At 64.9% G+C, this 25184-nt stretch carries 24 protein-coding genes and 1 pseudogene; 15 read left to right on the forward strand and 10 right to left on the reverse strand.

The window, feature by feature from the left end; genetic code table 11:
* The first annotated feature begins 35 nt into the window (after positions 1 to 35).
* Positions 36 to 905 (forward strand): hypothetical protein, encoded by an 870-nt coding sequence (locus tag AC5P7R_RS00400; protein WP_495213692.1) that lies wholly within the window; start codon positions 36 to 38, stop codon positions 903 to 905.
* 113 nt (positions 906 to 1018) lie between these two features.
* Positions 1019 to 1978, forward strand: a complete 960-nt coding sequence (locus AC5P7R_RS00405; protein ID WP_019659134.1) for an acetyl-CoA carboxylase carboxyltransferase subunit alpha — start codon at positions 1019 to 1021, stop codon at positions 1976 to 1978.
* 284 nt (positions 1979 to 2262) lie between these two features.
* On the opposite strand, the gene AC5P7R_RS00410 is transcribed toward AC5P7R_RS00405, so the two are convergent.
* Positions 2263 to 2718 (reverse strand): CopD family protein, encoded by a 456-nt coding sequence (locus AC5P7R_RS00410; protein ID WP_021203668.1) that lies wholly within the window; start codon positions 2716 to 2718, stop codon positions 2263 to 2265.
* Between the two features lie 149 nt (positions 2719 to 2867).
* On the opposite strand from AC5P7R_RS00410, the gene AC5P7R_RS00415 reads away from it, so the two are divergent.
* Together AC5P7R_RS00415 and AC5P7R_RS00420 are read left to right on the forward strand one after the other, a co-directional pair.
* Positions 2868 to 3458 carry a class I SAM-dependent DNA methyltransferase gene (locus AC5P7R_RS00415; protein WP_019659136.1) on the forward strand — a complete coding sequence of 197 codons (591 nt, stop codon included), beginning with the start codon at positions 2868 to 2870 and terminating at the stop codon, positions 3456 to 3458.
* A gap of 93 nt (positions 3459 to 3551) precedes the next feature.
* Positions 3552 to 4782 (forward strand): annotated as a pseudogene (locus tag AC5P7R_RS00420) (polyhydroxyalkanoate depolymerase); the annotation flags it as partial.
* 183 nt (positions 4783 to 4965) lie between these two features.
* Here the strand turns inward: AC5P7R_RS00420 and AC5P7R_RS00425 are convergent.
* Together AC5P7R_RS00425 and AC5P7R_RS00430 are read right to left on the reverse strand one after the other, a co-directional pair.
* Positions 4966 to 5955 carry a sensor domain-containing protein gene (locus AC5P7R_RS00425; RefSeq protein ID WP_021203666.1) on the reverse strand — a complete coding sequence of 330 codons (990 nt, stop codon included), beginning with the start codon at positions 5953 to 5955 and terminating at the stop codon, positions 4966 to 4968.
* Entirely contained in the window at positions 5952 to 6317 is a 366-nt protein-coding gene (locus AC5P7R_RS00430; protein WP_069138000.1) for a PadR family transcriptional regulator, read from the reverse strand. The genes AC5P7R_RS00425 and AC5P7R_RS00430 overlap by 4 nt, the downstream gene beginning before the upstream one ends.
* A 136-nt stretch (positions 6318 to 6453) precedes the next feature.
* Here AC5P7R_RS00430 and AC5P7R_RS00435 point away from each other — a divergent pair, with 136 nt between their 5' ends.
* Entirely contained in the window at positions 6454 to 7356 is a 903-nt protein-coding gene (locus AC5P7R_RS00435; protein ID WP_227854137.1) for a peptidylprolyl isomerase, read from the forward strand.
* Positions 7357 to 7949: 593 nt separating this feature from the next.
* On the opposite strand, the gene AC5P7R_RS00440 is transcribed toward AC5P7R_RS00435, so the two are convergent.
* Entirely contained in the window at positions 7950 to 8822 is an 873-nt protein-coding gene (locus tag AC5P7R_RS00440) for a DMT family transporter (protein WP_032128339.1), read from the reverse strand.
* A 115-nt stretch (positions 8823 to 8937) separates the two neighbouring features.
* Here AC5P7R_RS00440 and AC5P7R_RS00445 point away from each other — a divergent pair, with 115 nt between their 5' ends.
* Together AC5P7R_RS00445 and AC5P7R_RS00450 are read left to right on the forward strand one after the other, a co-directional pair.
* Positions 8938 to 9882, forward strand: a complete 945-nt coding sequence (locus AC5P7R_RS00445) for a LysR substrate-binding domain-containing protein (RefSeq protein ID WP_478436298.1) — start codon at positions 8938 to 8940, stop codon at positions 9880 to 9882.
* Between the two features lie 68 nt (positions 9883 to 9950).
* Positions 9951 to 10244 carry a hypothetical protein gene (locus AC5P7R_RS00450; RefSeq protein WP_021203661.1) on the forward strand — a complete coding sequence of 98 codons (294 nt, stop codon included), beginning with the start codon at positions 9951 to 9953 and terminating at the stop codon, positions 10242 to 10244.
* A 31-nt stretch (positions 10245 to 10275) separates the two neighbouring features.
* Here the strand turns inward: AC5P7R_RS00450 and AC5P7R_RS00455 are convergent, their stop codons facing one another.
* Together AC5P7R_RS00455 and AC5P7R_RS00460 are read right to left on the reverse strand one after the other, a co-directional pair.
* Positions 10276 to 11055 (reverse strand): DUF4349 domain-containing protein, encoded by a 780-nt coding sequence (locus AC5P7R_RS00455; protein WP_111099023.1) that lies wholly within the window; start codon positions 11053 to 11055, stop codon positions 10276 to 10278.
* Between the two features lie 32 nt (positions 11056 to 11087).
* Positions 11088 to 11444, reverse strand: a complete 357-nt coding sequence (locus tag AC5P7R_RS00460) for a GFA family protein (protein WP_134729418.1) — start codon at positions 11442 to 11444, stop codon at positions 11088 to 11090.
* A 112-nt stretch (positions 11445 to 11556) separates the two neighbouring features.
* Between AC5P7R_RS00460 and AC5P7R_RS00465 the strand changes: the two genes are divergently transcribed.
* Positions 11557 to 13365, forward strand: coding sequence for a DUF885 domain-containing protein (locus tag AC5P7R_RS00465; RefSeq protein ID WP_134729416.1), 1809 nt, complete (start codon positions 11557 to 11559; stop codon positions 13363 to 13365).
* Between the two features lie 474 nt (positions 13366 to 13839).
* On the opposite strand, the gene agp is transcribed toward AC5P7R_RS00465, so the two are convergent.
* Entirely contained in the window at positions 13840 to 15009 is a 1170-nt protein-coding gene (gene agp, locus AC5P7R_RS00470) for a bifunctional glucose-1-phosphatase/inositol phosphatase (RefSeq protein ID WP_478436550.1), read from the reverse strand.
* Positions 15010 to 15610: 601 nt separating this feature from the next.
* Between agp and AC5P7R_RS00475 the strand changes: the two genes are divergently transcribed.
* The 4 genes from AC5P7R_RS00475 (at position 15611) to AC5P7R_RS00490 (ending at position 18606) form a co-directional block, all read left to right on the forward strand.
* Positions 15611 to 15781, forward strand: a complete 171-nt coding sequence (locus AC5P7R_RS00475) for a hypothetical protein (RefSeq protein ID WP_157999904.1) — start codon at positions 15611 to 15613, stop codon at positions 15779 to 15781.
* Between the two features lie 68 nt (positions 15782 to 15849).
* Positions 15850 to 16572, forward strand: coding sequence for a hypothetical protein (locus tag AC5P7R_RS00480; protein WP_478436295.1), 723 nt, complete (start codon positions 15850 to 15852; stop codon positions 16570 to 16572).
* Positions 16550 to 17527 carry an LpxL/LpxP family acyltransferase gene (locus AC5P7R_RS00485; RefSeq protein WP_478436294.1) on the forward strand — a complete coding sequence of 326 codons (978 nt, stop codon included), beginning with the start codon at positions 16550 to 16552 and terminating at the stop codon, positions 17525 to 17527. The genes AC5P7R_RS00480 and AC5P7R_RS00485 overlap by 23 nt, the downstream gene beginning before the upstream one ends.
* A 2-nt stretch (positions 17528 to 17529) precedes the next feature.
* Complete coding sequence (locus AC5P7R_RS00490; RefSeq protein ID WP_288038001.1) at positions 17530 to 18606, forward strand: TraB/GumN family protein; 1077 nt, start codon at positions 17530 to 17532, stop codon at positions 18604 to 18606.
* Between the two features lie 39 nt (positions 18607 to 18645).
* Here the strand turns inward: AC5P7R_RS00490 and smrA are convergent, their stop codons facing one another.
* Entirely contained in the window at positions 18646 to 20478 is a 1833-nt protein-coding gene (gene smrA / locus AC5P7R_RS00495; RefSeq protein WP_111102003.1) for a multidrug efflux ABC transporter SmrA, read from the reverse strand.
* A gap of 155 nt (positions 20479 to 20633) precedes the next feature.
* Positions 20634 to 22196, reverse strand: coding sequence for a serine hydrolase (locus AC5P7R_RS00500; RefSeq protein ID WP_021203652.1), 1563 nt, complete (start codon positions 22194 to 22196; stop codon positions 20634 to 20636).
* Positions 22197 to 22306: 110 nt separating this feature from the next.
* Between AC5P7R_RS00500 and AC5P7R_RS00505 the strand changes: the two genes are divergently transcribed.
* Both AC5P7R_RS00505 and AC5P7R_RS00510 read left to right on the forward strand, forming a co-directional pair.
* A complete protein-coding gene (locus AC5P7R_RS00505) occupies positions 22307 to 22750 on the forward strand; it encodes a VOC family protein (protein WP_180832689.1) in 444 nt (147 codons plus the stop codon).
* A complete protein-coding gene (locus AC5P7R_RS00510) occupies positions 22747 to 23622 on the forward strand; it encodes a DUF72 domain-containing protein (RefSeq protein WP_021203650.1) in 876 nt (291 codons plus the stop codon). Before AC5P7R_RS00505 ends, AC5P7R_RS00510 begins: the two co-directional genes overlap by 4 nt.
* Here the strand turns inward: AC5P7R_RS00510 and AC5P7R_RS00515 are convergent.
* The gene (locus tag AC5P7R_RS00515) at positions 23543 to 24157 is read right to left on the reverse strand and encodes a Pr6Pr family membrane protein (RefSeq protein ID WP_180832690.1); all 615 of its coding nucleotides are present in this window, start codon (positions 24155 to 24157) and stop codon (positions 23543 to 23545) included. The two genes, AC5P7R_RS00510 and AC5P7R_RS00515, sit on opposite strands and share 80 nt — an antisense overlap.
* A gap of 78 nt (positions 24158 to 24235) precedes the next feature.
* On the opposite strand from AC5P7R_RS00515, the gene AC5P7R_RS00520 reads away from it, so the two are divergent.
* Entirely contained in the window at positions 24236 to 25183 is a 948-nt protein-coding gene (locus AC5P7R_RS00520) for a DMT family transporter (RefSeq protein ID WP_010486385.1), read from the forward strand.
* Position 25184 lies beyond the last annotated feature (1 nt).

The raw sequence follows: 25184 nt of genomic DNA on the forward strand, positions 1-25184 counted from the left end.
TGTTTTCCCGTTCCAACCATCAAGGACGATCGCCCATGAAGACCCTGCTGTTTCCGTTCGTTGCCGCACTGGCACTGGCCGCCTGCTCGCCGTCGAAGATCGAGTTCCAGATCGACAACCCGACCGAGGCGCCGCTGGCGCTGAGCATCGACGGCCAGGACGTGCCAGTGGCCGCGCACGGCTCGCGCCCGATCTCGCTCGCCATTGGCGAACATCGCCTGCACACAGACGCGCTTGGCGACGTGCGCTTCATCGTCTACGTCGACGGTCGTGGCGGCCTGATCAACCCGACCCTGAGCGAGTACGTGATTGCTCGCGAGGTCTATGTCACCGACGAGAGCAAGCTGAAGAATTTCGGCGTCGGCAACAACGGGATCGAACTGGGCGGGGTCAACTTCGAAGGCCCCTTCGAGAAGCGCCACGACCTGTTCATCGACAAGACCTGGACCTACGGCGTGCGCGAACCCTTCCCCAAGGAAAAGGTGGTCGCCCACGTCGATTCCAGCGGCGGCCAGATCGTGGCCAAGGTGTTCACGGCCCCGGATTTCATCGCCTACGTCGAAGAAGGCATGGGCGAACCCGGTGCATTCAAGCGCCAACAGCCGGCCGGCTACGTGGCCCCGGCATTCAGCCTGGAACCGGCCCCGGCCAGCCTGCCGGCACTGGACCCCGCCTTCGAGGCGCACGCCGCGCCGCTGCGCGAGGTCTATGCGCGCTGGCTGAAGGCCACCACCGCCGATGAGCAGAAGGCCCTGCGCAAGCAGGACTTCGACGCGCAGATGGCCTTCACCTCGGCCACCGCCACCCTGGGCAGCGGCCTGGGCCGGGAGGCCAACGAGGCCTACAACGACTTCGTTTCCCAGCGCAGCCAGTTGATGGGCCGCAGCGCCCTGGTGGTGCCCTGAGCTGACTGGCGCCGCCTGCCCGGCTGCGTTACCGTCGCCTTCCAGACGAAGGCGTACGGGTGGTTTGCACGCATTCGGCTAGAATTGCCCCCTTCTTTACACGACGGCTTCCGATGAATCCGAACTACCTCGACTTCGAGCAACCCATCGCCGACCTGGAAGCCAAGATCCAGGAACTGCGCAACGCCAGTGCCGGGCCGGCGGTCAATGTCGAGGCGGAAGTGCACGCGCTGCAGGACAAGCTGCGCATGCGCACCGCGCAGATCTTCCGCAACCTGACCTCGTGGCAGGTGCTGCAGTTGGCCCGGCACCCATCGCGTCCGTACACCGCCGACTACATCCGCGTCATGTTCGATGAGTTCCAGGAGCTGGCCGGTGACCGCGCCTTCGCTGACGACAAGGCGATCATGGGCGGCCTGGCCCGCATCAATGGCCGCGCGGTAATGGTGATCGGCCACCAGAAGGGCCGCGACACCAAGGAAAAGATCAAGCGCAACTTCGGCATGCCCAAGCCGGAGGGCTATCGCAAGGCACTGCGCCTGATGAAGATGGCAGAGCGCTTCGGCCTGCCGGTGCTGACCCTGATCGACACCGCCGGCGCCTGGCCGGGCATCGACGCCGAGTCGCGCGGCCAGTCCGAAGCGATCGCGCGCAACCTGATCGAGATGGCCGAGCTGAAGGTGCCGATCATCTGCACCGTGATCGGTGAAGGCGGCTCCGGCGGTGCGTTGGCACTGGGTGTGGGCGACCGCACCGTGATGCTGGAATACGCGGTGTACTCGACCATCACGCCGGAAGGCTGCGCCTCGATCCTGTGGAAGGACGCCGGCAAGGCCAAGGAAGCGGCCGAACAACTGGGCCTGACTGCCCCGCGCCTGAAGAGCCTGGGCCTGGTCGACAAGGTCGTGCGCGAGCCGACCGGTGGCGCCCACCGCAACCCGACCCAGATGGCCAAGCGCCTGAAGGCCGTGCTGCTGAACGAGCTGGACGCGCTGGACAAGCTGTCCACCGAACAGCTGCTGGAACAGCGCTACACGCGCCTGCGCAGTTACGGCACGTACGAGGCAGCCTGATTCATCGGCTTGTTAATTTCTTGCTCGTGCAAGAAAGTAACCAAAGAACACGCCGCCGAACGCGAACCGGTGCTGTGCACCGGTTCCCTGCGCTTGTCGGTGAATCAGGGGACGGCGCCGAACTCGCTGCGCTCAGACATCGGCGCCTCTTCGCCCCTGTTTCACCTGCGATGCTCGGCTCTCTCATGGCGGATCTGGACATCAAAAGCCACAGCTGCACCCAGTAGATCCACGCCATGCGTGGATGCATCTGTGCGATGCGCCGCGCGCGCAGCGCGCCCCGTTCAGAACGGCTTGGCCAGCACCAGCCACACGATCGGAATGAACGCCAGCAGCGGGATCTCGTTGATCCAGCGCAGCGCGCGCGACGACGGCAGCGCCCGGCCCTTGGCCACGCCCTTGAGCAGGCGGCCGATCCAGCCGAAGTACACCAGCAGCACCACCACCAGCCCCAGCTTGGCGTGCAGCCAGCCGGCAGCTCCCGGAGCCACCATGGTCGGGAAATCGGGGATGACCTTGTAGCCCAGCCACAGCACCAGGCCGAGCAGGAACGCCAGGCCGAACATCGAGTGGCCGAAGCGGTACAGGCGCAGGCCCATCAGCTGCAGGCGCTCGCTCACCGCCGGCTGGCCCGCGGTCTCGGCCAGGTTCACCAGGATGCGCGGCAGGTAGAACACCGTGGCCATCCACGCCACCACGAACACGATGTGGAAGGTCTTGACCCAGTAGTAGCTCTGCATGCGCTCGCTCCGGCGGCTGGCGTAGGTTGGCGGCCATTCTCGCATGCCGTGGCGAAGCCGCCGCAGGCACGCCCGCCGCGACACATCGACGCATGGCGCGCCGCAACACCGTACGATAGGCGCCGTTTTCCCCGATCGCGCACCGCCCCATGGACAAGACCTACGACGCCGCCTACTTCCAACGCTGGTACCGCCGTGCCGACATCGGCGGCAGCGCCCGCCTGGCGCGCAAGGTTGCGTTGGCCGTGGCCAGCGCCGAGTACTACCTGGAGCGGCCGATCCGCAGCGTGCTGGATATCGGCTGCGGTGAAGGCGCCTGGCGCGCGCCGCTGCTGAAGCTGCGTCCGAAGGTCGAATATCTCGGCTTCGACAGCAGCGAGTACGCTGTGCGCCGCTACGGCAGGACCCGCAACCTGCACCTGGCCGCCTTCGGTGATTTCGCCTGGCTGCGGCCCTGCGCCCCGGTCGACCTGCTGGTGTGCTCGGACGTGATGCACTACGTGCCCGACCGTGAACTGCGCGCCGGCCTGGCCGGGGTGGCCGAGCTGACCGGTGGCGTGGCCTTCCTGGAGACCTTCGCCGCCGAGGATGAATTCGACGGCGACCACGAGGGCTTCCACGCCCGCCCGGCGCGCTGGTACCGCCGCACGCTGGCCCGGCACGGCCTGCAGCCGGTGGGGTCGCACTGCTGGCTCGGCCCCGCCCTGGCAGGCGATGCCGCCGCGCTGGAACGGATGTGAATCCGGATTCATTATTTTCAGGCAACTTAACCTGCGGGACGTCCGGATGGGATATGCTGCGCGGCAACATATGACCATACATATTCGGTCGTCATGCTCTATCAACTGCACGAACTGACCCGCAACCTGCTTGCCCCCTGGGTGCACCAGGCCCAGGCCAACGCCAAGTTCTTCGCCAACCCGGGCCACTGGTGGTCGCAGATGCCGGGTGCCGATCGCCTGGCGGCGGTCAACGAGTTGTTCCATCGCATCGGCAAGGATTACGAGAAGCCCGAGTGGGGCATCAACGAAATCGAGGTCGAAGGCGAGCGCGTGCCGATCGTCGTGCACGAGGAAGTAAGCAAGCCGTTCTGCAAGCTGCTGCGCTTCAAGCGCCACAGCAATGAAGCCGACCAGCTGCACACCATGCTCAACCAGCCGTTCGTGCTGGTGGTGGCACCGCTGTCCGGCCACCATGCCACGCTGCTGCGCGATACCGTGCGCACGCTGCTGCGCGACCACCGCGTGTACGTCACCGACTGGGTTGACGCGCGCATGGTACCGGCCAGCGAAGGCGAGTTCGGCCTGGACGACTACATCGCCTACATCCAGGAGTTCATCCGCCACCTGGGTGTCGAGCGCCTGCACGTGGTCAGCGTGTGCCAGCCCACCGTGCCGGTGCTGGCCGCGGTTTCACTGATGGCCAGCCGTGGCGAGCCGACGCCGCGCACGCTGGTGATGATGGGCGGCCCGATCGATGCGCGCTGCAGCCCGACCGCAGTGAACAACCTGGCCACGCAGAACCCGCTGTCGTGGTTCGAGAACAACGTCATCCACACCGTGCCGGCCAGTTACCCCGGCGCCGGCCGCCGCGTGTATCCGGGCTTCCTGCAGCACGCCGGCTTCCTGTCGATGAACCCGAGCCGCCACTTCAGCTCGCACTGGGATTTCTACACCGACCTGGTCAAGGGCGACCTGGAAGACGCCGACGCGCACCGTCGCTTCTACGACGAGTACAACGCGGTGCTGGACATGCCGGCCAAGTACTACCTGGACACCATCCGCGTGGTGTTCCAGGACTTCCTGCTGCCGCGTGGCGAGTGGGTGGTCAATGGCGAGAAGGTCGACCCGTCGGCGATCCGCGATACCGCGCTGCTGAGCATCGAGGGCGAACTGGACGACATCGCCGGCCTCGGCCAGACCGAAGCAGCGCAGGCGCTGTGCACCGGCATTGCTGCTGACCGCCGCGAGCATTTCATCGTCGAAGGCGCCGGCCACTACGGCATCTTCAGCGGCCGTCGCTGGCGCGAAGTGGTGTACCCGAAGGTACGCGACTTCTTCGCCGCGCATGCTGAAACCCCGGCGGCGAAGGCTACGAAGAAGAAGAGCAACGTCACCCTGTTGCGGCGAAAGGCGGGGTAACCAGGCCCTGGTAGATGCCAACCTTGGTTGGCGCTCTACCATGGATCCCGGCATCCGATCGATCGTGCCAACCAAGGTTGGCACCTACCGAAGCCTGGGCTCCCGCTTACAACCGCACCAGCAGGTTCTTGGCGATCAGACCATGCAGTTTGCCGATGCCGCGTGCCAGGTGCATGGTCAACAACAGCAGCAGTACGCCCACGGCGGCGATCACGATGCCCACCAGCGGCGAAGCGGCCATCGGCAACACGTTCACGCCATCGACGTACACGCCCGGAATGTCACCGCTGAACAGTGCGGCCACCGGTGCCCAGATGAACCCCAGGGACAGCGACAGCAACGTCACCGCGATGGTGAAGTAGACCACGCCCAGCGGCAGCATCAGCACGAAGTACAGCAGGGTCAGCCAGGTGCGGCCATCGGTGAACATGTCGCCGATGCGCTGCAGCCAGGTGCGGCTGCGGTCGGTGTAACGCGGGCGGCGCGGCATGCGTTCTCCCAGCAGCGCTTCCACCAGCCGTCCTTCCAGCAGCGCCAGCCCGCGCACCGAGCCGAAGAACAGCACGGTCAGCGGAATGCCCACGATCAGGATCAGCAGGCCCAGCGACAGCGACAGGCCGGTCACCACCCAGGTGAAGAAGAAGATGCCGGTGGCCAGCGACAGCAGCATGTAGAACAGCGCACCGTAGGTGTGCGGATCGGTCACCACGCCGAAGACACGCGCCAGCAGCGAACGCTGCACCGGCGCCGGCGGCGGTGAGGCCGGCTCGACGCCACTGGCTTCGGCCGCCGCACGCAGCACCGGTGCGGTATCCGCACGCGGCGTACGCAGCGCGCGGTTCACCGTCACTTCGGTCTCGCGGTAGATCTCGGCCACTTCGTCCGGCGCGCCATAGCTGCCGGCAACGTCGGCGATGACCTCGGCCTCGCTGCGGCCGGGCTGCGCGGCCAGCTCCGAGCGCAGGTACTCCTCGGCGTCGTACAGCGCGTCCTGCACCATCGCCGGATCGGCACCTTCCAGCGCCGCGCGCAGCTGCGCCAGGTATTGCGGGATGGTGGTCGGCAGGGCGCGGCCTGCCAGGCTCGGGTCGTTCATTGCGGTACCCCCTCCAACACGGAATCGACGGAATCGCGGGTGGCCTGCCAGGCCTGGCGCCATTGCGCCAGAACCTCGCGGCCACGTTCATTGATGCGGTAGTAGCGCCGGGGCGGACCACTGCTGGATGGCTCCACATGGCTTTCCAGCAGCCCGGCGCCCTCCAGGTTGCGCAGCACCGGGTACAGCGCGCTCTGCTTGCCGCTCAGCACGCCCTCGCCCACCCGCTCCAGCTCCTTGGCAATGAGATAGCCGTACAGCGGCTCCCCGGCCTGGGCCAGCACCGCCAGCAGGGCCAGCGACACCGTTCCGGCGCTGAGCTCCTTCTGGAACTTCTTCAGGTGGACATCGTCCTCGGACATGGCCGGCCCTCCACTACGTTGAAGTCCACAGTAGTGCGAAGTTCGGTATAGCGAATGTGTCGTTAGTCACTCTGCCGGTTGGCGCGACTGCGCGGCTCGCGCAGAATCGAACCCTCGTTCATGTTCCGGGGTTCCCATGCCGCACCGTCGTCGCCTTGCCCTGACCGCCCTCGCCCTGGCCTGCCTGCTGCCCTCGCTGGCCAGCGCTGCCGCCCCGTACCGCAGCCCGCAGCAGGTCCTCGACGCCTCGGCGGCCAGCGACTGGCGCACCCCGGACCCCGCCAACCTGCTGTACATGGACCTGCCGGCGGGGCGGGTGATCATCGAGCTGGCGCCGCAGTTCGCCCCCCGCCATGTCGCCAACATCCAGACCTTCGCCCACGAGCACTTCTGGGACGGCACCAGCATCTACCGCTCGCAGGACAACTTCGTGGTGCAGTTCGGCGATGCCGACGCCGATGACGCAGCCAAGGCCAAGCCGTTCGGCAGTGCCACGCGCAAGCTGCCGGCCGAGTTCGAGCGCGCCAGCGCCGGCCTGAAGGTCAGCGTGCTGCCGGACCGCGACGGCTGGGCCGCGCAGACCGGTTTCGTCGACGGCTTCCCGGTCGGCCAGGATCCGCAAGCCGGCAAGGCTTGGCTGGCGCACTGCTACGGGATGCTCGGCGCCGGCCGCAGCAACGAGGAAGACAGCAGCATCGGCGCCGAACTGTACGTGGTGACCGGCCAGTCACCGCGTCAGCTGGACCGCAACATCACGCTGGTGGGTCGCGTGCTGAAGGGCATGGAACTGCTCAGCGCGACGCCGCGCGGACCGGCGCCGATGGGCTTCTACACCGACCCGAAGCTGCGTACGCCGATCGTGTCGATCCGCCGTGCTAGCGACGTGCCGGTGGCCGAGCGCACGCCGATCCAGGTGCTGCGCACCGATTCGAAGACCTTCGCCGATACGGTGGAGGCGCGGCGCAATCGCGTGGATGATTTCTACAAGCGCCCGGCCGGGCATATCGATCTGTGCAATATTCCGGTGCCGGTGCGCTGATGGTTTCCTGCGCGTGACGCGTGCTGAAGGTGCTTCACTGTTCATGGGCGTTACTTTTCTTTGTACGCAAAGAAAAGTAACCAAAAGAAACGTTCCGCCGGCCGCGAGCCGGTGCTGCGCACCGGTGCCCTGCGCTCCTCGGCCCGTCGAGGGACGGCGCGGGAACTCGCTGCGCTCAGACACCCGCGCCTCTTCGCCCTCGCCGGACCTGCGGTGCTCGGCTCGCTCAAGGCGGATCCAAGATCAAAGGCAGAAGCGCTCGCTTCGCCCGCCGGGCCCGGCCCGGCACTACCAAGCATCGTCGTGCAGCTGTGGCTCTTGATCTTGAATCCGCCTTGAGCAAGCCGAGCATCGCCGGGGAATCAGGGGCGAAGAGGTGCCGATGTCTTGTAGAGCCGACTGTTAGTCGGCTGACCTCTGCACACCGTCCCCTGATTCACCGAGAAGCGCAGGGGACCGACGTGCGAAGCGCGGCGGCTCGCGACCTGGCGGCGCGTTTCTTTTGGTTACTTTTCTTTTCGCGCGAAAAGAAAAGTGACGCCCATGAACAGCGAAGTACCTTCAGCACGCGCCACGCGCAAAACGCCAACGCCTCAGCCCTTCTGACTCACCGCCACGCTCCCCAGAATCAACGCACCGGCAATCAACATCTGCAGCGTCACCGGCTCGCCCAGGAACAACCACGCGAACGCCGCGCCGAACAGCGGAATCAGGTAGGTCACCGTCGACGCCCGCGACGGGCCGATACGACCGATCAGGCGATAGAACATCAGGAACGCCAAGCCAGTGCAGGCCACGCCGAGGGCGATCGCCGCGCCCCAGGCCTTGGCCGGAATCGCCGCCTGCGGCCAGTGGCTGACCGCCATCGGCAGCATCCACAGCGAGGCGCAGGACAGCGTTGCCGCCGCAGCGGCGGCCGACGGCAACCCGGTCATGTGCCGCTTCACCAGGTTCACGCCCAGGCCGTACAGCAGCGATGCCGCCGCACCGGCCAGCACTGCGGTGCCGATACTCAGGCCGGAAACCTTGGCCGTGGCCAGCACCACCACGCCGGCGAAGCCGACCAGCAGCGCCCCGGCACGGCGCATGCCGATCTTCTCGCCGAAGAACAGGAACGCGATCAGCGCGGCGAACAGCACCGTCATCGCATTGCAGATCGCACCGATCGCAGCCGGCGCCTGCTCGGCGGCATAGGCAAACAGCACGAACGGCAGCGCCGAATTGATCAGGCCGATCGGCGCCAGCCACAGCCAGCGCCGCGGCGGGAACTGCGCGCGGGCGCGCCACAGGAACGGCAGCAGCACCAGCGCACCCAGCACCAGCCGCACCTCGACCAGCGCGAACGGGCCGAACGACGGCACCGCCACCCGCATGAACAGGAACGAGCAGCCCCAGATGGCGCCCAGCAGGGTCAATTCCAGCGGCGTGCGCCAATCGCGCTCGGCCGCCTGTGGGACCGCATTCATGCCTTGCCTCCGTACATCGTCAATTCTTCGCCAAGGCGGACAGGATCATGCGCAGACGCCCGCGGCACAAGCGCGTAGTATCGCTGCCAGCCACAAATATGGTTTGAGGCTCGACATGCTGCTACGCCCTTCCCTGCTACCCGCACTGGCCGTGTTCGCGGTCGCGGGGCGCCACCAGAACTTCGCCCAGGCCGCGCAGGAGCTGCACCTGACCGCCAGCGCGGTCAGCCACCACGTCCGCCGCCTGGAAGAAGTGCTGGAAGTACGGCTGTTCCTACGCCACGCCCGCGGCGTGCGCCTGACTGCCGAGGGCCGGCAACTGGCCGACGCCGCCAGCGCCGCCTTCACCGATGTCGCGGCCGTCGCCCATCACCTGCAGCCGGATGCCGACAGCGTGCCGCTGCGCATCACCACGCTGCGCTCGCTGTCCTACTGCTGGCTGCTGCCACGGCTGCCGCGCTTCACCCAGGCCTACCCGCACATCCGCATCGAGCTGCATACCGGCAGCGGGCTGGATCGCTATGACGACAACGGCCCGGAAGTGGGCATCCGCTACGGCCTGGGCCAATGGCCCGGCCTGCGTGCGCAGCACCTGATGGATGACTACCTGTTCCCGGTCGCCTCACCGGCACTGGCCGGCGTCGAAACGCTGGTCGATCCGGCGCGCATCGCCGACCTGCCGCTGCTGACCGACCTGTCGCCGCAGGGCTGGCGCGACTGGTTCCGCCACGCCGGCGTGCGCACGCCGTCGCCGCTGCCGCCGATGCACACCTTCGCCGACAGCACCGACGCGATGCGTGCAGCGGTGTATGGCATGGGCGCGGTGCTGGCGCGCACCCACATCGCCCAGCCCTACCTGCAGCGCTACGAGGTGGTGCGCCTGCCCGGCCCGGCGCTGAAGGCGCGCTATGCGTATCACGTAGTGCATGCCGAAGGACAACCGCCCAGCCCGGCCGCACGCCTGTTCATCGACTGGCTGCTGGAGCAGGCGCAGGACGAACGCACACCGATTCCGGCATTGCCGGACAGCCTGCTCGGGCGCTCGGCCACGCCCACCTGACTTCGCCCTCACCCATTCTTTGCCCGATGCTGGCTAGGCTGCAGGCAACTCCACAACGTACCTACGCCATGGCCATGCTGCGACTGCGCATTACCGGAACTGAAGACGACGCCCGTGCCATCAGCGACCTGCTGCTCGGCCTGGATGGCATCGAGCATGTCGAGGAAACCGACGACCTGATGCCGCACATGGACGACGACGACTCCAGCTCGGCCGGGCTGTCCGATGACATCGGCCCGGGCATCCACGAGCTGGAAGTGGAAGTGGGCAATGAAAGCACCGCGCAGAAGGTGCGCGACGCCGTGCAGGATCTGGCGCTGGAACTGGATGTGTTCGTCGAGTACGAAACCGACGAGGGCTGATGCCGGCGGGCTGCCGGCATCAGCCTTGACCTCAGCGGTTGGGCGGCAGCTTGCGACGGTGGCGACGCCACCATGCGCGCACGCCCCAGGCTGCGACCAGGGCCAGCACCGCCACCGGCAGCAGCGCGGCAACAGCACGAATCAGGAACGCCACGCTGGTGCTGAGAATGCTGCCCGACTCGCTCAGCGCCTCGCCGATCTCACTTCGGCTGCGTTGGCCCGAAGTGGTCTCGAAGTGCAGCGTCACCAGCTGGGTATCGATGCGCCGGCGCTGCTGCGCGGCGTCCTTGTTGGCCTGCTCGACACCCGCCTCGATCTCTGACAGGCGCGTGGTGATCGCCATCAGATCTTCGATCTTCAGGTCCTTGCGGTCCTGGTAGGACAGCAGGCGGGCGTGCTCCTTTTCAAGCCGCGCTTTGGTCAATGCCGTGTCGGCCACCGCCTGCGCGAGATCCTCGGCGCGCGTATTGCGGGACTGCAGCTTGCCGCCTTCACCGGCCATCGCGATCAGCGGCTCGGCGCCCTTCGGCGCGATGCGCACCTTGACCTCACCGCTGGGTTGCTCGCCACTGCGCTGGTCGACCTGCAATACCGCGCAGTCGCCGAACTTCGCGCTCTGGCAGGCTTGGGCGATCTGCTGGATGCGCGGCGCGATCTTTGCCGCCTCCAGCTGCACCTGCACGTCATGTTCATAGGCGAGGAACGCACCTTCTGGCGACGCGACGGCCGCTTCGGCGGCCGGGGCGCCCGCATCCGCGGCCATGTCGCCCTGCTTGGCGCAGCCCGCCAATGCCAGCAGCACCACCGGCATCGCCAGGCTGCGCGTCCAGGCGCGCGCGCCCGTCACAGCGCGGCTCCGTCGTAGGAGGTCACCGAAAGGCCAGCCAGATCGACCTGCGGCACGCAGCGCACGTTCACCGCCACCATCGGTGTGCCGCTACGCGGATCGACCGCTTCGCTGTAGGGGGCGACGCCACATTCGCGGCAGTGGTGATGGTCGATGTGGGCCTTGTTGAAGTGGTAGGTGGCCACGTCAGCCGGATCGGTGGTCAGCTGGAACGCCGCACGCGGGGCGAACCACAGCAGGCTGCCGCGACGCCGGCACATCGAACAGTTGCAGTCGATGACGTCGCTGATCGGCGCCTCGGCCTGTACGTTGAATGCGATCCTGCCGCAATGGCAGCTTCCCTGGTATTCCATGTCCTGCGCTCCTTTGGAGGGTCCTTGAATCCGCCCATGGTAATCCTATGGCACGGGGACAAAGCAGCGACGGGGCCCTATGCTCAGGGTTTGACCCCGTACAGGAATGCCGATGCGCCCGCATCTTCTTGCCCTCGCCCTGGTCGCTGCGCTGGCCGGTTGCCAGCCGGCCGACGCCCCGACCAACGCTTCCACCCCGGTCGCCAGCCAGCAGGCCGGTGATGCGGCGGTCGATGCCGCCTTCGCCGATCTCTCCAAGCGCGCGCTGGATACCTGGATGCAGCTGTCGCCGGTCAGCGCCACCCAGATCGGTGACCACCGCTACGACAGCGAACTGGACGACCTCAGTGCCGCCGGCCAGCAGAAGACCGTGGCCGCCTACAAGGCGCTGCTGGGCGAGCTGGACAAGATCGACGTGGCCAAGCTGGGCCGCGAGAACCAGGTGGACGCGGCGATCCTGCGCAACCAGCTGCAGTCGGAAATCTGGAACGCCGAAGTGCTGCAGTCCGGCAAGTGGGACCCGCAGCTGTACAACGGCATCGCCGGCAGCGCGATCTACGGCCTGATGGCGCGCGAGTTCGCGCCACTGCCGGAGCGCCTGAAGTCGGCCACCGCGCGCATGGAAAAGCTGCCGGCGATCTTCGCCCAGGCCCGCGAGAACCTGGATCCGGCGCGCGTGCCGAAGATCCACGCCGAGACGGTGGCCAAGCAGAACAAGGGCATCCTCAGCATCGTCGATACCTTCATCACCCCGCACATCGGTGAACTGCCGCAGGCCGACCAGCAGCGTCTGCAAGCGGCCATCGACGGCCTGAAGAAGGCGGTGGACGAGCAGCAGACCTGGCTGGACAAGACCCTGGTGCCGAACGCCAAGGGCGACTTCCGCATCGGTGCGGAAAAGTACGACCAGAAGCTGAAGTTCGCGCTCAGCTCCTCGCTGTCGCGCCAGGAGATCGGTGACCGTGCGCGCGCCGAACTCAAGCGTGTGCGCGAGGACATGTACGGCATCGCGCAGACCGTGCTGAAGGACAAGCCGGGTGCGCCGGAGATGCCGGCCCAGCCGACCGACGAGCAGCAGCAGAAGGCGATCGAAGCTGCGCTGGAACTGGCCTACGCCGACAAGCCGGCACGCGACAAGGTCGTCGACGATGCCAAGGCCGCGCTGGAGCAGTCCACCGCATTCGTGCGCGAGCACGACCTGATGACGCTGCCCGATGCGCCGGTGGACATCATCCTGATGCCGGAATTCCAACGTGGCGTGGCCGTGGCCTACTGCGATTCGCCGGGTCCGCTGGACAAGAACCTGAAGACCTTCTACGCCGTGTCGCCGATTCCGGACGACTGGAACGACAAGCAGGTCGACTCGTTCCTGCGTGAGTACAACTCGCGCATGATCCACCTGCTGAGCATCCACGAAGGCACCCCGGGCCATTACCTGGAGGGCTGGCATTCGGCCAAGTTCCCTTCCACCCTGCGTGCGGTGCTGCGTTCGGGCCTGTTCGCCGAAGGCTGGGCGGTCTACACCGAGCGCATGATGCAGGAGCAGGGTTACCTCAACAACGACCCGCTGTTCCACCTGGTGCAGCTGAAGTTCTACCTGCGCACGATCTCCAACGCGATCCTCGACCAGGGCGTGCACGTGGACAACTGGGATCGCGAGAAGGCGATGCACCTGATGACCCACGACGCGTTCCAGCAGGAAAGCGAAGCGGCCGGCAAGTGGGTGCGCGCGCAGCTGACCTCGGCGCAGCTGCCGACCTACTTCGTCGGTGCGCAGGAACACTTCGACACCCGCAAGGCGGTGCAGGAGAAGCTGGGCGACAAGTTCAACCTGAAGGCGTACCACGACCAGGTACTGTCCTACGGCGCACCGCCGGTGCGTTTCGCACGCCAGCTGATGCTGGACCAGCCGATCGAGTGATCGCGCCGGTGTGAGCTGAATGATAACGGCCCGGGGAAAAACCCGGGCCGTTTTCTGTTCTGGCGATTGCGAACTGCCATCCTGGTGGGTGCGAACCTTGGTTCGCACCGCTTCTGCCGCCACTCAATCAGACGATGTGGATATACAGCTTCCTCGAGTCCAGTCTCAAATCGAGGAAGTACTCCACACCACACCCGCGGCAGGCAGCGGGACAATCCTCATCGCTCCCACGTTGGTTCTCCGAGGCATCAGCCACCACCGGATATCCACAATCAAAACACGTAAAGGCAATGTTGCTGCCATGGGGGTCGGCCCATATTTCATCTCCATCACCGTCCATTACAAGAAAGTCCGTGATGTTCATGATTCACCGGGATCGCTTGGTTGATTGCTGGAGACTACTCGAATCCGAGCATAAGGGGCGCGAAGCTGCTTCCGTCTCATCACACTGCGACGCCGCCATCCATCCCGGATTCAAGGTGAATGCAACAGGTTGTTGAACTGCGCTTCACTGCAACCCGACTGCGCGCAGCCCGGCAGCATCAGCTCCACCCGGCCCGGCGGCTGTGCGTCGGTCAACGGGATCGCACCACGTAGCTGCTCGCGCGTGGGATAGACATACACCAACCGGTAACGCACTTCACCGGCCCCACGATCACGCCAGCGCTCGAACTGCAGCAGGCCGCCGATCGGCGTCTTCTCGTACTGCCCCGGCAGGCTGTAGTCCGTGATTCCCAACGCCACCAGCACCGAACCAATGTTGGAATCGTGGCCGACCAGCAGGCTCACCTTTGGCGATGCCGGGTCCTCGAACAACGCATTCACTCTTGCCAGCAGCGGGGCGGCCACATCGCGCGCCACTTCGGGCGTTCCGAACAGGATGTCCTGGTAGCGGTTGCGGATCTGCGCCAGCGCCTGCCATTGCGTCTCGGTGGTCAACCGGCCCCAGCCTTCGCGGGGGATGCCACTGCCCTGGTAGTGCTCCATCAACAAGGCATCGACCAACCCGCTGGCCAGGGCCAGCGAACCGGACGCGCGTGGTTCCTTGCCCGGTTCCGCATTGAAGATCGTGTCGGCCAGCATCAGATGGCACTCGCTGTGCCCCGCACAGGCCGCCGACTGCGGGTAGCGGGTGATCTGCTCCACCACGGACAGTGCCGGTGCCAGTTCCGATGCGGCCAGCGCTCGCTGCATTGCCGACATAGCGCGCTCGCGGAAGACCGTGTCTCTGTTGTGGATCACCGGATTGAACATCGGATCCATCGTGCCCAGCGCCATGCGCTGCTCGACCGCGACATGACAGCCCGGGAAGGCACCGGCAACGAAGAACTGCGTGGTGGCCTGGGTGCGCTGAAGGCTGTTGGCATGGGCGTGGAAGTCAGCCAACTGCGGGTAACCCGAAGCCGGCAACAGCTGCGCCTGACGCAGCCACTGGCCCATGTAACGGCCCATATAGACCTCCAGCACGCCGCCTTTGGTGGTGAGCTCGCCTGCGCCCACGTCCCAGCCTGGCCAGCGCTCCGGAGTGGCATTGGCCAGCGCGCCCGACGCCACCACCGGCGCGCGCAGGTTGTGGCGGCTGAGCAGGATGACCTGCTCAAGTGAGCCCTCACGTGTTCCGCTCACCTCGCCATTGTCCGCCATGGCTGGAACAGCGGTCACAAGGCTCGTCACCAGCGATAGGCAACGAAAGATACGGAAGTGCATCCGAGTCTTTGAGCACGATTGAACCTGCATCACTGCTCCTATAGTGCAGATAGAGTCTCGAGCCCATGTCTGCTGATCAACGGTCGGCACGGCAATGTCAAACGGTGAACAGACCGTTCTCCGAGCTACCGAATGGGGATGGTAGCACCGTCAACCCATGACCTCCCCGACACGCGATGCAAACGCATCCAGTCGTGAAATATCCAGTGATCGCCTCCCACTCGAGGATGCTCCCTGAGTCACGTCCTCGTCTGATTGATACACGCGAGCGCCGAACCGATCCAGGATCTCGACGCCGCCCTGCGCTACATCCCCGGCCCCGACATTCAAGAGAAGCTCCAGGCATCAGAACAAGCCACGGACACAACGCGCAGAGCAGCTTGCTCGACTACGAGACTGATGCAGAAATTAAAAGAGAAGTCCTACGCAACGAACCCGCTACCACTGACAGCAAGTAGCCATACGGACGGCGCATTCTTGATGCCGACCAAGGGATGTGCCCTGGTCATCAACACACACCTATAAAAGGAATTACGTCATGCACGCATCCGCAACCATTTCAGATCCAAACGCCGTCGCCGCATGGATGAAATCATCCAGCGCAAATGCAAGATCCCTCGACGCAGTGTTTGAAACCGAGGCGGACGAAATCAAAGTAGCCGCATTCAGCAGTGACTGCTGCGGATCGAACAATTACGAAGAGCGCTGACAGACTCCGTTGATGGCACGCGGCGTGGATGCGTGCCATCAACACTATCAAACAGGATCAGAATCACGATGACTCGCGGTCATGACGGCATGAGCCGAATAGCACAAAGCCCAGAACAAAGCCGCATGCGATGCGATGGAACATTCCCCTTACCAAACGACACATCATCATCGACCGCAATCATTGCCGCGACGACTCGATCCAATATTAATCGCGCTATCGAACTCCGCAGAAGGGGATTGATCACCGAGATAATTGGCACAGATCCCGCTTACTCGACAACGCCATCCGACGCGCTTCGCAAACTGGAGGGTGATGCGGGAATTCACACCATTATCGTGTTCAGTGACCAGCTTACATCCAGCCTTGACGCTCCTGTCTTGACGTCCCACCACGGGCAGCAGCGCTACCTGCCTCTGGTGGAAGGAGTCCTCAACAGCATCCACGAATTTCAAATCATGACAGGCACATGCGATGACACGATCAAATTGCCACCCTGCTCACCCATCACTTCCGTTCTGCGCACTATTTCGAACCATCTGGATTCCAACCAGAAGCTTGGAGGAGACTGGCTCGCGCAACCAGTTCAGACAAAGCGATGGCCTGCTACACGGCTAGCCGAGAGCAGATTCCGTCAGCGTGTCTTTCACTCAGCTCTGATGCACATGTACTGGAAGCATCCTGACTTCAATCCCAAGCATTTCGATTGGCTCCATGGACAACTCAAGAACCTCTACCGCGCATCGCAGCCAGCAAAGGAGGTCCAGGATGCACGAAAGTCAAGCACATGAGAGTCGTCAGCCTGCCCCGGAGGCCACCTTTCGGCACAGCGTCCAGACAGAGCAACAGCTTGGATTGACCCTTTCCGATAGGGAAAGGAAAGCCATCCTCTCCGCATGCGAAGTCAGCGGACTCGATATGGATTCCTACTACAGCTGGTATCAATCGAAAGCCTCCATCAGCTCCCAGTTGGCTGACCTTTGCCGCCCGTCACTGTTGGAGGCGGTCCACTGCATCGACCGTTCCGACTACTCCTCAATCGATGGAAAGCTCCCTGCCGACAGGGGAGTTGTGATCGCACTGCCGCATCACGGCCACTATATCCTGTCTGCGGTCCGTCTGATGGAGCACATTCGCCATCTGCGTGACATCTACATCTTCTATGGCGACCCAAAGAACCATGCAGGCAACGAATTGTTCGACGACCTGTACCACCGGCTCTTCAATCACGCCGGATGCCGCGCGAGCATCATCCACTCGAATGCCAGAGGGATAGGCATAGCGCTTCGCGCACTGAAAAATAGAGCTGCAGTCATCATGATGCCCGATGTCCACCGCTTTCGCGAAGAAGCCTATTGCATTCCATTTTTGGGGCGCCCCTTGGACATCATGCTGGGAACCGCCGCAATGGCGCGCAAAACCGGAAGTTGCATATTGTCAGCCATCTCCGTCGTTGACCGGGATCTTCGAGCAACTATTACTTTCGGAGATGCCATCGAGCCTATACAGACGCGAGCATCGCTTCCATCTGAAGTAGCTGACTACTGGACGATGGCTGAAGTCTATCGTTTCCTTGAGCGTGCAATCGGACCTCAGGCCATCTATTGGCATTACATCAGGCAACACTTCATGAAATCCTCCAAGTTCCCGATGTTCCACCCCGAAACAATCGATGAAGCTTGGCACATGTTCTCCAATGACCCGCGAACCAAGCCACACACGCGTTATACGGCATGCCTGGATTGAACATGGATCAATTTCATTATCCTTCCATTACCTTGGCGGCCATCGCCCTGATGGCGATGGCGCCCATCAATGGATACGCAACGGATCAAGAGAATGCCGATGCAACTCATCTTCCTGCGATCCACGCGGTCCACTCAGCCCCCGGCCCGCGCATCTGGCAGTTCAGAAAAGGCTCTTCAACGCTGCTTGTACTGGGCACGATTCAACCACTAAGAAAGAGCCTATCCATCGATACTCGCAGCGTTGAAGCAGCAATCTCGACGTCTGATGCAATTCTGAGCCCTCCGGGCGTGACCGTGGAGCACGATGGCGGGGTATTTCGCAGCCTCATTCTGTGGCCCGCCATCCGCAAGCTCAAGTTCCTTTCAGGTAGAAGAACGCTTCGTGACGAGCTCACCGAAGAAGAGTACACGCGATTGAGCGATCTCAAGATTCTCTATGGCCTGCATGACGCGAGTATTGAGAGGATGCGCCCAATGTACGCGGCTTGGAAAATTCATGATGCTGCACTGCAATTCAGTGGAGCCCGAGCCGGTGAGCCACTTTCTCGAGCCATTGACCGCATGGCCCGCGATCATGGGATCCCGATGATCAACGCCCGCTTCCCGATGCTGGTGAGAGGCGCCAGGGAAACTATCCAGAATTTTCACATTGACTCCGTGAAAGACCGCAAATGCTTCTCGGATGCCACATCAAGCCTGCGGCCCTGGCTCGATAACCTAGATGAGCTAGGTCATGCGTGGGCAGAGGGAGATATTGAATCGGGCGCGCTCCTGCATGCCCCTCCATCGCCCTCCCGGTGCTGGGCTCGTCTGACCAACGACGCGATCGCCACTACGATGAATATTGACCTTGATATCCAGAGACGAACTCACTGGGTTGCAGTGCTCCGCTCAACTACTTCGCGGCACAGTACGGTTTTCACCACTCTGCCCTTGGATGATCTTCTGCATTCAAAAGGCATGGCCGCGGTACTCGTGGACGAGGGATACATCCCCGATGCCAGGGTGTTCTTTGGCGATCAGCCGCGACCTCCAAACATCGGAGCAAGTGAAACCTCAAATCATCCGGACGGGTGACGATGTAACTTGGCACCTTGCAACGCGGTCACATCGAAGTCACTGATCGGCAGCCACAAAGCCACCGGTCTGCCGCGCCCACAAGCGCGCATACAGGCCACCGGCAGCAATCAGCTCGGCATGGGTGCCGGTCTCGACGATGCGGCCCTGGTCCATCACCACCAGCCGGTCCATGCGCGCGATGGTCGACAGCCGGTGCGCGATCGCGATCACCGTCTTGCCGCCCATCAGCTCATCCAGGCTGTCCTGGATCGCCGCTTCCACTTCCGAGTCCAGTGCCGAGGTTGCTTCGTCCAGCACCAGGATCGGTGCGTCCTTCAGCAGCACGCGGGCAATGGCGATGCGTTGGCGCTGGCCGCCGGAAAGCTTCACGCCGCGCTCGCCGACATGCGCGTCGTAGCCACGACGCCCCTGCCCGTCCACCAGCGTATCGATGAAGGCCTCGGCACGTGCTTTGGCCACCGCAGCGCGCAACTGCTCATCGGTCGCGTCCGGCCGGCCGTACAGCAGGTTGTCGCGGATCGAGCGATGCAGGAGCGAGGTATCCTGGGTGACCACGCCGATCTGCTGGCGCAGGCTTTCCTGAGTGACGTAGGCAATGTCCTGGTCGTCGATCAGGATGCGGCCGCTTTCCAGGTCGTACAGGCGCAGCAGCACGTTGACCAGGGTCGACTTGCCGGCACCGGAAGGACCCACCAGGCCGATCTTCTCGCCCGGCTTCACCACCAGGTCGAGGCCTGCGATCACGCCGCCCTTCTTGCCGTAGTGGAAGTGGATGTCCTGGAAGTGCACGCCACCGCGGGTCACCTGCAACGGCACCGCGTCCTCGCGGTCCTGCACGGTCAGCGGCTGGGCAATGGTGGTGATGCCATCCTGTACCGTACCGATGTCCTCGAAGATGCCGTTGATGGTCCACATGATCCAGCCGGACATGTTGTGGATGCGGATCACCAGGCCGGTCGCGAGCGTGATCGCGCCGACAGTGATGTGGCCGCCATTCCACAGCCACAGGGCCAGGCCACAGGTACCGGCAATCAGGAAACCGTTGACGATGGCGATGGTCAGGTCCATGCCGGTGGTCACCCGGGTCTGCGCGCGGTGCTTGACTGCCAGCTCCTGGATCGACTCGGCCACGTAGGCCTGCTCGCGCCCGCCATGGGCGAACAGTTTCAGCGTGGGAATGTTGGTGTAGCCGTCGACGATGCGGCCCATTGCCTTCGAACGTGCTTCCGAGGCGATCCAGGCCCGCTCCTTCGCGCGCGGCACGAAGTAGACCATGATCACCACGTAGGCCAGCAGCCACAGGATCAGCGGCACCATCAGCCGCCAGTCGGCCTGCGCGAACAGGTACAGCGCGGTGCCGGTATAGACCACGATGTACCAGAGCGAGTCGACCATCTGCACCGCTGACTCGCGCAGCGAGGTACCGGTCTGCATCACCCGGTTGGCAACGCTGCCGGCGAAGTCGTTCTGGAAGAAGCTCAGGCTCTGCCGAACCACGTAGTTGTGCATCAGCCAGCGCGAGCGGTTGCTCAGGCCGGGCACGATGGCCTGGTTGACCAGCAGGTTGTGCAGGCCGACCAGGATCGGCCGCGCGATGACCGTGATGAACAGCATCCAGCCCAGTTCATTGGCATGGCGCTTGAAGAAATCGGCACCGGGTTGCTCGGCGACCATGTCGACGATGCGGCCCAGGTAATCGAACATGGCCACTTCCACCAGCGCCAGGAGCAGGCCGGCGATCAGCGTGGCCAGCAGCACCGGCCACACCGGGCGCAGGTAGTGCAGGTAGAACGGCAGCACCTTGCGCGGTGGCATGCGCCCATCCACGGGCGGGAACACCGGAATCAGGGATTCAAACCAACGGAACATCGCATTCCCTCGCCATCTTAGCCGGCGGAGTATCCCACGCCGCATGTGTACGCCGGCCGACGATCGCTGCGGCTGCGGTCGTGCCGGCCGCTGGCCGGCAACCTCGCTACGTTTCCAGAGATCATGAGGTTGCCGGCCAGCGGCCGGCACTACCCTCATTCTTTGACCGGGGTGAACAGCAGGTCCTGGAAATCGAAACTGAAATCGGTCAGGTCGGAAATCGGCTGCATGCGCACCTCGCGCACCTTGCCATCCGGGTCCAGGCTGAAGTTCACGAACGCGTCGGCGTTGAGCGAACGGTCGTCCCAGCGCACGATGAAGGTGTCGTGCTGCCAGTGCTCCAGGCGCCCGCTCAGCTGCGCGGTCTTCGCGAAGCGCAGGCGCAGGCCCTTGCCTTCGGCGCTGATCTGCATGTCGCCATACCAGCGGTCACGGAAGCTGCCGGTGTAGCCGGCCAGCGCCAGCGATGGCCTGCTGCCCTTGTCGCGTGCGCTCTGGTGCTTGGCCCAGGCCTCGTCGGCCTTGTCCTGTCCCTTGGCCACGGCCTTGGCATAGGCGTCCACCCAGTCATGCTTTTCACCGCCCAGGTAGGCATCGAGCACGCTCAGGGTGATCGCATTGAACGCCGCGCCCACTTCCTGATTGGTCAGCACCACCACGCCCAGTTTCTCGCCCGGTACCAGGGTCAGCCGCGAAACCATGCCCGGCCAGCCACCGGTATGCCAGACCAGCTTCTGCCCACGGTAGTCGCTCAGGCTCCAGCCTTCGCCATAGCCGGCGAAGTTGGCCCGCGCAGGTGCCAGCTCCGGCACGCTCGGCGCCGGGATCGACTGCGGCGTGATCATCCGCCACATCTGCTGCTGGCTCTTCTCGCTGAACAACGGCGTGCCGTCGGCCAGCTTGCCTTCGGCCAGCTGCACCTGCATCCAGCGCGCCATGTCGTGCGCGCTGGAATAGATGCCGCCGGCGCCGGCATTGTTCGACCAGGTCAGCGGCGCAACGGTGCGCAGGTCCTTGAAATCGTACTTGGCGTGGCCGACCGCGGCCTTGTCGCCCGGCTTCAGGTGATCGGCGTTGTAGCGCGTGCCGGTCATGCCCACCTTGTCGAAGATGCGCGTCTGCAGGAACTGCTGGTAACTCATGCCCGAGACATGCTCGATCACCTGCTGGGCAACCGCGTACAGGATGTTGTCGTACGCGTAGCTCTCGCGGAAACCGCCCTTCAGCGGCACCCTGCCCAGCCGTTCGACTACTTCGGCATTGCTGTAGGAGGTGGCCGGCCAGAACAGCAGGTCGCCGGCACCCAGGCTCAGCCCGCTGCGGTGCGACAGCAGGTCGCGGATCGTCATCTGCCCGGTCACGAACGGATCGGACATGCGGAACGACGGCAGGTGGTCGATCACCTTGTCATCCATCTTCAGCTTGCCGTCCTCGGCCAGCAGGTTCAGCGAAGTGGCGGTGAACGCCTTGGTGTTGGACGCAATGGCAAACAGCGTATCGGCCTGCACCGGTTCCGGCTTGCCCTGCTCGCGCACGCCCCAGCCGCGCTCCAGCACCACCTCGCCATCCTTGACCACCGCCACCGCAATACCGGGCACGTCGAACTGCGCGCGCACGCGCTCGACGGTCGCATCCAGCTCCTGCAGCTGCGCCGGGGTGGCAGCGCTCGCCATGGTCGTGCACGCCAGCAGCACGGCTCCTCCAATCCAGGGTTTCATCCAGCACGATCTCCGAACAGGGGTAGCGGCCATGTGCAGGCCGTCACCGGGGTTTCGCGGGATGGTAACGGTCTGCGGCGCACCCTGCCCTGTGCCATTGGAGGGGTGTCATGGGCGGAAACGGCCAACCGAGCAACGGCTCCACCATCATTCCGTGCCTGCGCTATCGCGACGCGCAGGGCGCCATCGACTGGCTGCAGCGCGCCTTCGGCTTCCATGCCCAGGCCGTGTATGCCGACGGCGACACGGTGTTCCATGCGCAGCTGACCTTCGGCACCGGCATGATCATGCTGGGCTCGGCCAGCAACCAGAGCGCGTGGAGCGAGCATGCGGCGTTGCCTGATGAGGTCGGCGGCCGCCAGACGCAGAGTGCCTGCGTGATCGTCACCGATGCCGACGCGCACTACGCCCGGGCCAAGGCCGCCGGTGCCCGCATCGTCATCGACATCGCCGACCAGGACTACGGCGGCCGTGGCTATGCCTGCGCCGACCCGGAAGGCTATCTGTGGTGGTTCGGCAGCTACGACCCGTGGCGCACGGACCACGGCCAGTGACCGCGACCGCCCGGCAGGCGGAGATCCGCTGCGGCATCGGTGGCTGGGTGTTTCCCGAATGGCGCGGCGGCGTTTTCTACCCCGTGGGCCTGCCGCAGCGTGAAGAGCTGGCCCATGCCAGCCGCGCCCTGCGCTGCATCGAAATCAACGGCACCTTCTACCGCACGCCCACCGCCGCACAGTGTGCGCAGTGGGCCGCGCAGACGCCGGAAGGCTTCCGCTTTGCGATGAAGGCACCACGCTACCTGGTGCAGCGCCGCGACCTGTCCAGCACGGTGGAGGCAGCCGCGCCCTTCCTGCAGGCAGCGATCGCGCTCGGTGACCGGCTTGGCCCGTTGTTGTGGCAGTTCGATCCACGCCACCCGGCCGACGCCGATGCACTGGACGCGCTGATGGCGCAGCTGCCGAAGCAGCTGGAAGGGGTGCCGCTGCAGCATGCGCTGGAGGTCCGCAATGCCGCAGCACATGGCCCCGCACTGGTCGCCGCCGCGCGCCGCCACGGCGTGGCACTGGTGATCGAGGACAGCGACGAGGCGCCGCTGCACGGCGACGTCAGTTCGGGCTTCGTCTACGCGCGGATCAAGCGCAGCCAGGCCCGCTTGAAAGAGGGCCTGCCTGCGCCCGTGCAGCAGCGCTGGGCTGAACGCGCGCGACGCTGGTCACGCGGCGAGCCGGTGGACGACCTGCCCTGTCTGGCCGGGCACGCCCCGGAAACCCCGCGCGAGGTCTACCTGCTGTGCATCGGTGCCGGCAAGGCCCGCAACCCGGCGGCAGCGATGGCCCTGCAGCGCCTCATCGACGGCGCCAGCGGTCCAGCCCCCACAGCAGGGTCCAGCCCACCACGAACACGCCCGCAACGCGCAGCACGTTGAGCAGGAAGGCCGCCAGGCCCAGGCGTTGCAGTTCGAGGAATGGATACGGCGCCTGTCCGGTCATTGCAGCGACCAGCATCGCCCAGCCAAGGTAGGCCAGCGGTACCAGCAGCACGCCGCCCAGCGCGCGCCAGCGCAGCTCACCGTGCGGCAACAGCAGCAGCCACCCCAGCAGGAACAGGGCAGGCACGACATAGTGCAGGCCCGCATCGACCCACCATTGCAGCCCGGTCGGTTGCCACAGCCCCTGCAATGCAAGCACGTAGACGCACGCGGTCACACCGATGCACAGCGCCAGGCTCGCCGCCACCGCCGGCTTGAGCACTCTGCCAAGGACCAGCCACCCACATCCGACGCAGACAGCCAGGTTGCTGAGAATGGTGAAATAGCCGAAGAAACGCAGCGTCGCCACGCCGATCCCGGCCGCCGCCCCCGGCCCCTGCACCAGCAACAGGTACTGCAACAGCAGCGAGGCTGCCGCCATCAGGGCAGTCAGTGCGGCCCATCCGCGCAGAAGGGAGCAATCGGCTGCCATGGCTCGGTTCTCTGGGTCGATGCCGCGAGCATGCCACAGTCATCGCCGACGGCCGCGCGATTGCCTCACAATAGGCCGATGAGCACACCCGACACCCGCAAAGCGCTGTGGCAGATCCACTTCTGTGTCCTGCTGTGGGGCATCACCGCCATCCTCGGCAAGCTGATCACCCTGCCCGCACTGCCGCTGGTGTGGTGGCGCATGCTGCTGGTGACGGCGATGCTGGCCCTGCTGCCACGGGTCTGGCGCGGGTTGCGCACCCTGCCCCTGCGGCTGGTCGCCGGCTACGCCGGCATTGGCGCGCTGGTCGCCCTGCATTGGCTGACCTTCTATGGCGCGGTGAAGCTGGCCAATGCCTCGGTGGCTGCCACCTGCATCGCACTGGCGCCGGTGTTCACCTCGATCATCGAACCGTGGGTGGCCAAGCGGCCGTTCCAGCTGCGTGAGCTGGCGTTCGGCCTGGCGGTGCTGCCGGGTGTTGCGCTGGTGGTCGGTGGCGTGCCCGATGGCATGCGCCTGGGTGTGTTGATCGGCGCGATCTCAGCGCTGCTGGTGGCGGTGTTCGGCTCGCTCAACAAGCGCATGGTCAGCCACGCCGATCCGCTCACGGTCACCGCGCTGGAGCTGGGTGCGGGCACCCTCACCCTGACCCTGCTGGCGCCGCTGATGCCCTACCTGCTGCCTGCGCTGGCCAGCCCGTTGTGGGTGGTCCCGGACCTGCACGACGGCATCCTGCTGCTGGTGCTGGCCGGGTTCTGCACGCTGCTGCCGTTTGCCCTGGCCCTGGTCGCACTGCGCCACCTGAGCGCCTACACGGTGCAGCTGGTGACCAACCTGGAGCCGGTCTATGCGGTGGTGCTGGCGGTGGTGCTGCTGCGCGAGCAGCACGAGGTCACCCCGTGGTTCTACCTGGGCGTGGCGATCATCGTCGGCGCGGTGTTCCTGCATCCGCTGCTGAACCGCCGCAAGCCGGTGCAGCATCCGGAGATTCTTGGCACGGCCGAGGCGCGCAACATAGCCGATTGAA

This window comes from Stenotrophomonas sp. YJH_SMC_27 (assembly GCF_059369815.1).

Excerpts from the sequence above, each read along its gene's own strand:
- AC5P7R_RS00400 (WP_495213692.1), top strand. The coding sequence starts at position 36 with ATGAAGACCCTGCTGTTTCCGTTCGTTGCCGCACTGGCACTGGCCGCC.
- smrA (WP_111102003.1), bottom strand. The coding sequence starts at position 20,478 with ATGTTCCGTTGGTTTGAATCCCTGATTCCGGTGTTCCCGCCCGTGGAT.
- AC5P7R_RS00485 (WP_478436294.1), top strand. The coding sequence starts at position 16,550 with ATGCACGAAAGTCAAGCACATGAGAGTCGTCAGCCTGCCCCGGAGGCC.
- agp (WP_478436550.1), bottom strand. The coding sequence starts at position 15,009 with ATGGCGGACAATGGCGAGGTGAGCGGAACACGTGAGGGCTCACTTGAG.
- AC5P7R_RS00500 (WP_021203652.1), bottom strand. The coding sequence starts at position 22,196 with ATGAAACCCTGGATTGGAGGAGCCGTGCTGCTGGCGTGCACGACCATG.
- AC5P7R_RS00520 (WP_010486385.1), top strand. The coding sequence starts at position 24,236 with ATGAGCACACCCGACACCCGCAAAGCGCTGTGGCAGATCCACTTCTGT.
- AC5P7R_RS00425 (WP_021203666.1), bottom strand. The coding sequence starts at position 5,955 with ATGAACGACCCGAGCCTGGCAGGCCGCGCCCTGCCGACCACCATCCCG.
- AC5P7R_RS00460 (WP_134729418.1), bottom strand. The coding sequence starts at position 11,444 with ATGGAATACCAGGGAAGCTGCCATTGCGGCAGGATCGCATTCAACGTA.
- AC5P7R_RS00480 (WP_478436295.1), top strand. The coding sequence starts at position 15,850 with ATGACTCGCGGTCATGACGGCATGAGCCGAATAGCACAAAGCCCAGAA.
- AC5P7R_RS00490 (WP_288038001.1), top strand. The coding sequence starts at position 17,530 with ATGGATCAATTTCATTATCCTTCCATTACCTTGGCGGCCATCGCCCTG.
- AC5P7R_RS00505 (WP_180832689.1), top strand. The coding sequence starts at position 22,307 with ATGGGCGGAAACGGCCAACCGAGCAACGGCTCCACCATCATTCCGTGC.
- AC5P7R_RS00440 (WP_032128339.1), bottom strand. The coding sequence starts at position 8,822 with ATGAATGCGGTCCCACAGGCGGCCGAGCGCGATTGGCGCACGCCGCTG.
- AC5P7R_RS00455 (WP_111099023.1), bottom strand. The coding sequence starts at position 11,055 with ATGCCGGTGGTGCTGCTGGCATTGGCGGGCTGCGCCAAGCAGGGCGAC.
- AC5P7R_RS00450 (WP_021203661.1), top strand. The coding sequence starts at position 9,951 with ATGGCCATGCTGCGACTGCGCATTACCGGAACTGAAGACGACGCCCGT.
- AC5P7R_RS00445 (WP_478436298.1), top strand. The coding sequence starts at position 8,938 with ATGCTGCTACGCCCTTCCCTGCTACCCGCACTGGCCGTGTTCGCGGTC.
- AC5P7R_RS00515 (WP_180832690.1), bottom strand. The coding sequence starts at position 24,157 with ATGGCAGCCGATTGCTCCCTTCTGCGCGGATGGGCCGCACTGACTGCC.
- AC5P7R_RS00430 (WP_069138000.1), bottom strand. The coding sequence starts at position 6,317 with ATGTCCGAGGACGATGTCCACCTGAAGAAGTTCCAGAAGGAGCTCAGC.
- AC5P7R_RS00405 (WP_019659134.1), top strand. The coding sequence starts at position 1,019 with ATGAATCCGAACTACCTCGACTTCGAGCAACCCATCGCCGACCTGGAA.
- AC5P7R_RS00435 (WP_227854137.1), top strand. The coding sequence starts at position 6,454 with ATGCCGCACCGTCGTCGCCTTGCCCTGACCGCCCTCGCCCTGGCCTGC.
- AC5P7R_RS00465 (WP_134729416.1), top strand. The coding sequence starts at position 11,557 with ATGCGCCCGCATCTTCTTGCCCTCGCCCTGGTCGCTGCGCTGGCCGGT.
- AC5P7R_RS00475 (WP_157999904.1), top strand. The coding sequence starts at position 15,611 with ATGCACGCATCCGCAACCATTTCAGATCCAAACGCCGTCGCCGCATGG.
- AC5P7R_RS00415 (WP_019659136.1), top strand. The coding sequence starts at position 2,868 with ATGGACAAGACCTACGACGCCGCCTACTTCCAACGCTGGTACCGCCGT.
- AC5P7R_RS00410 (WP_021203668.1), bottom strand. The coding sequence starts at position 2,718 with ATGCAGAGCTACTACTGGGTCAAGACCTTCCACATCGTGTTCGTGGTG.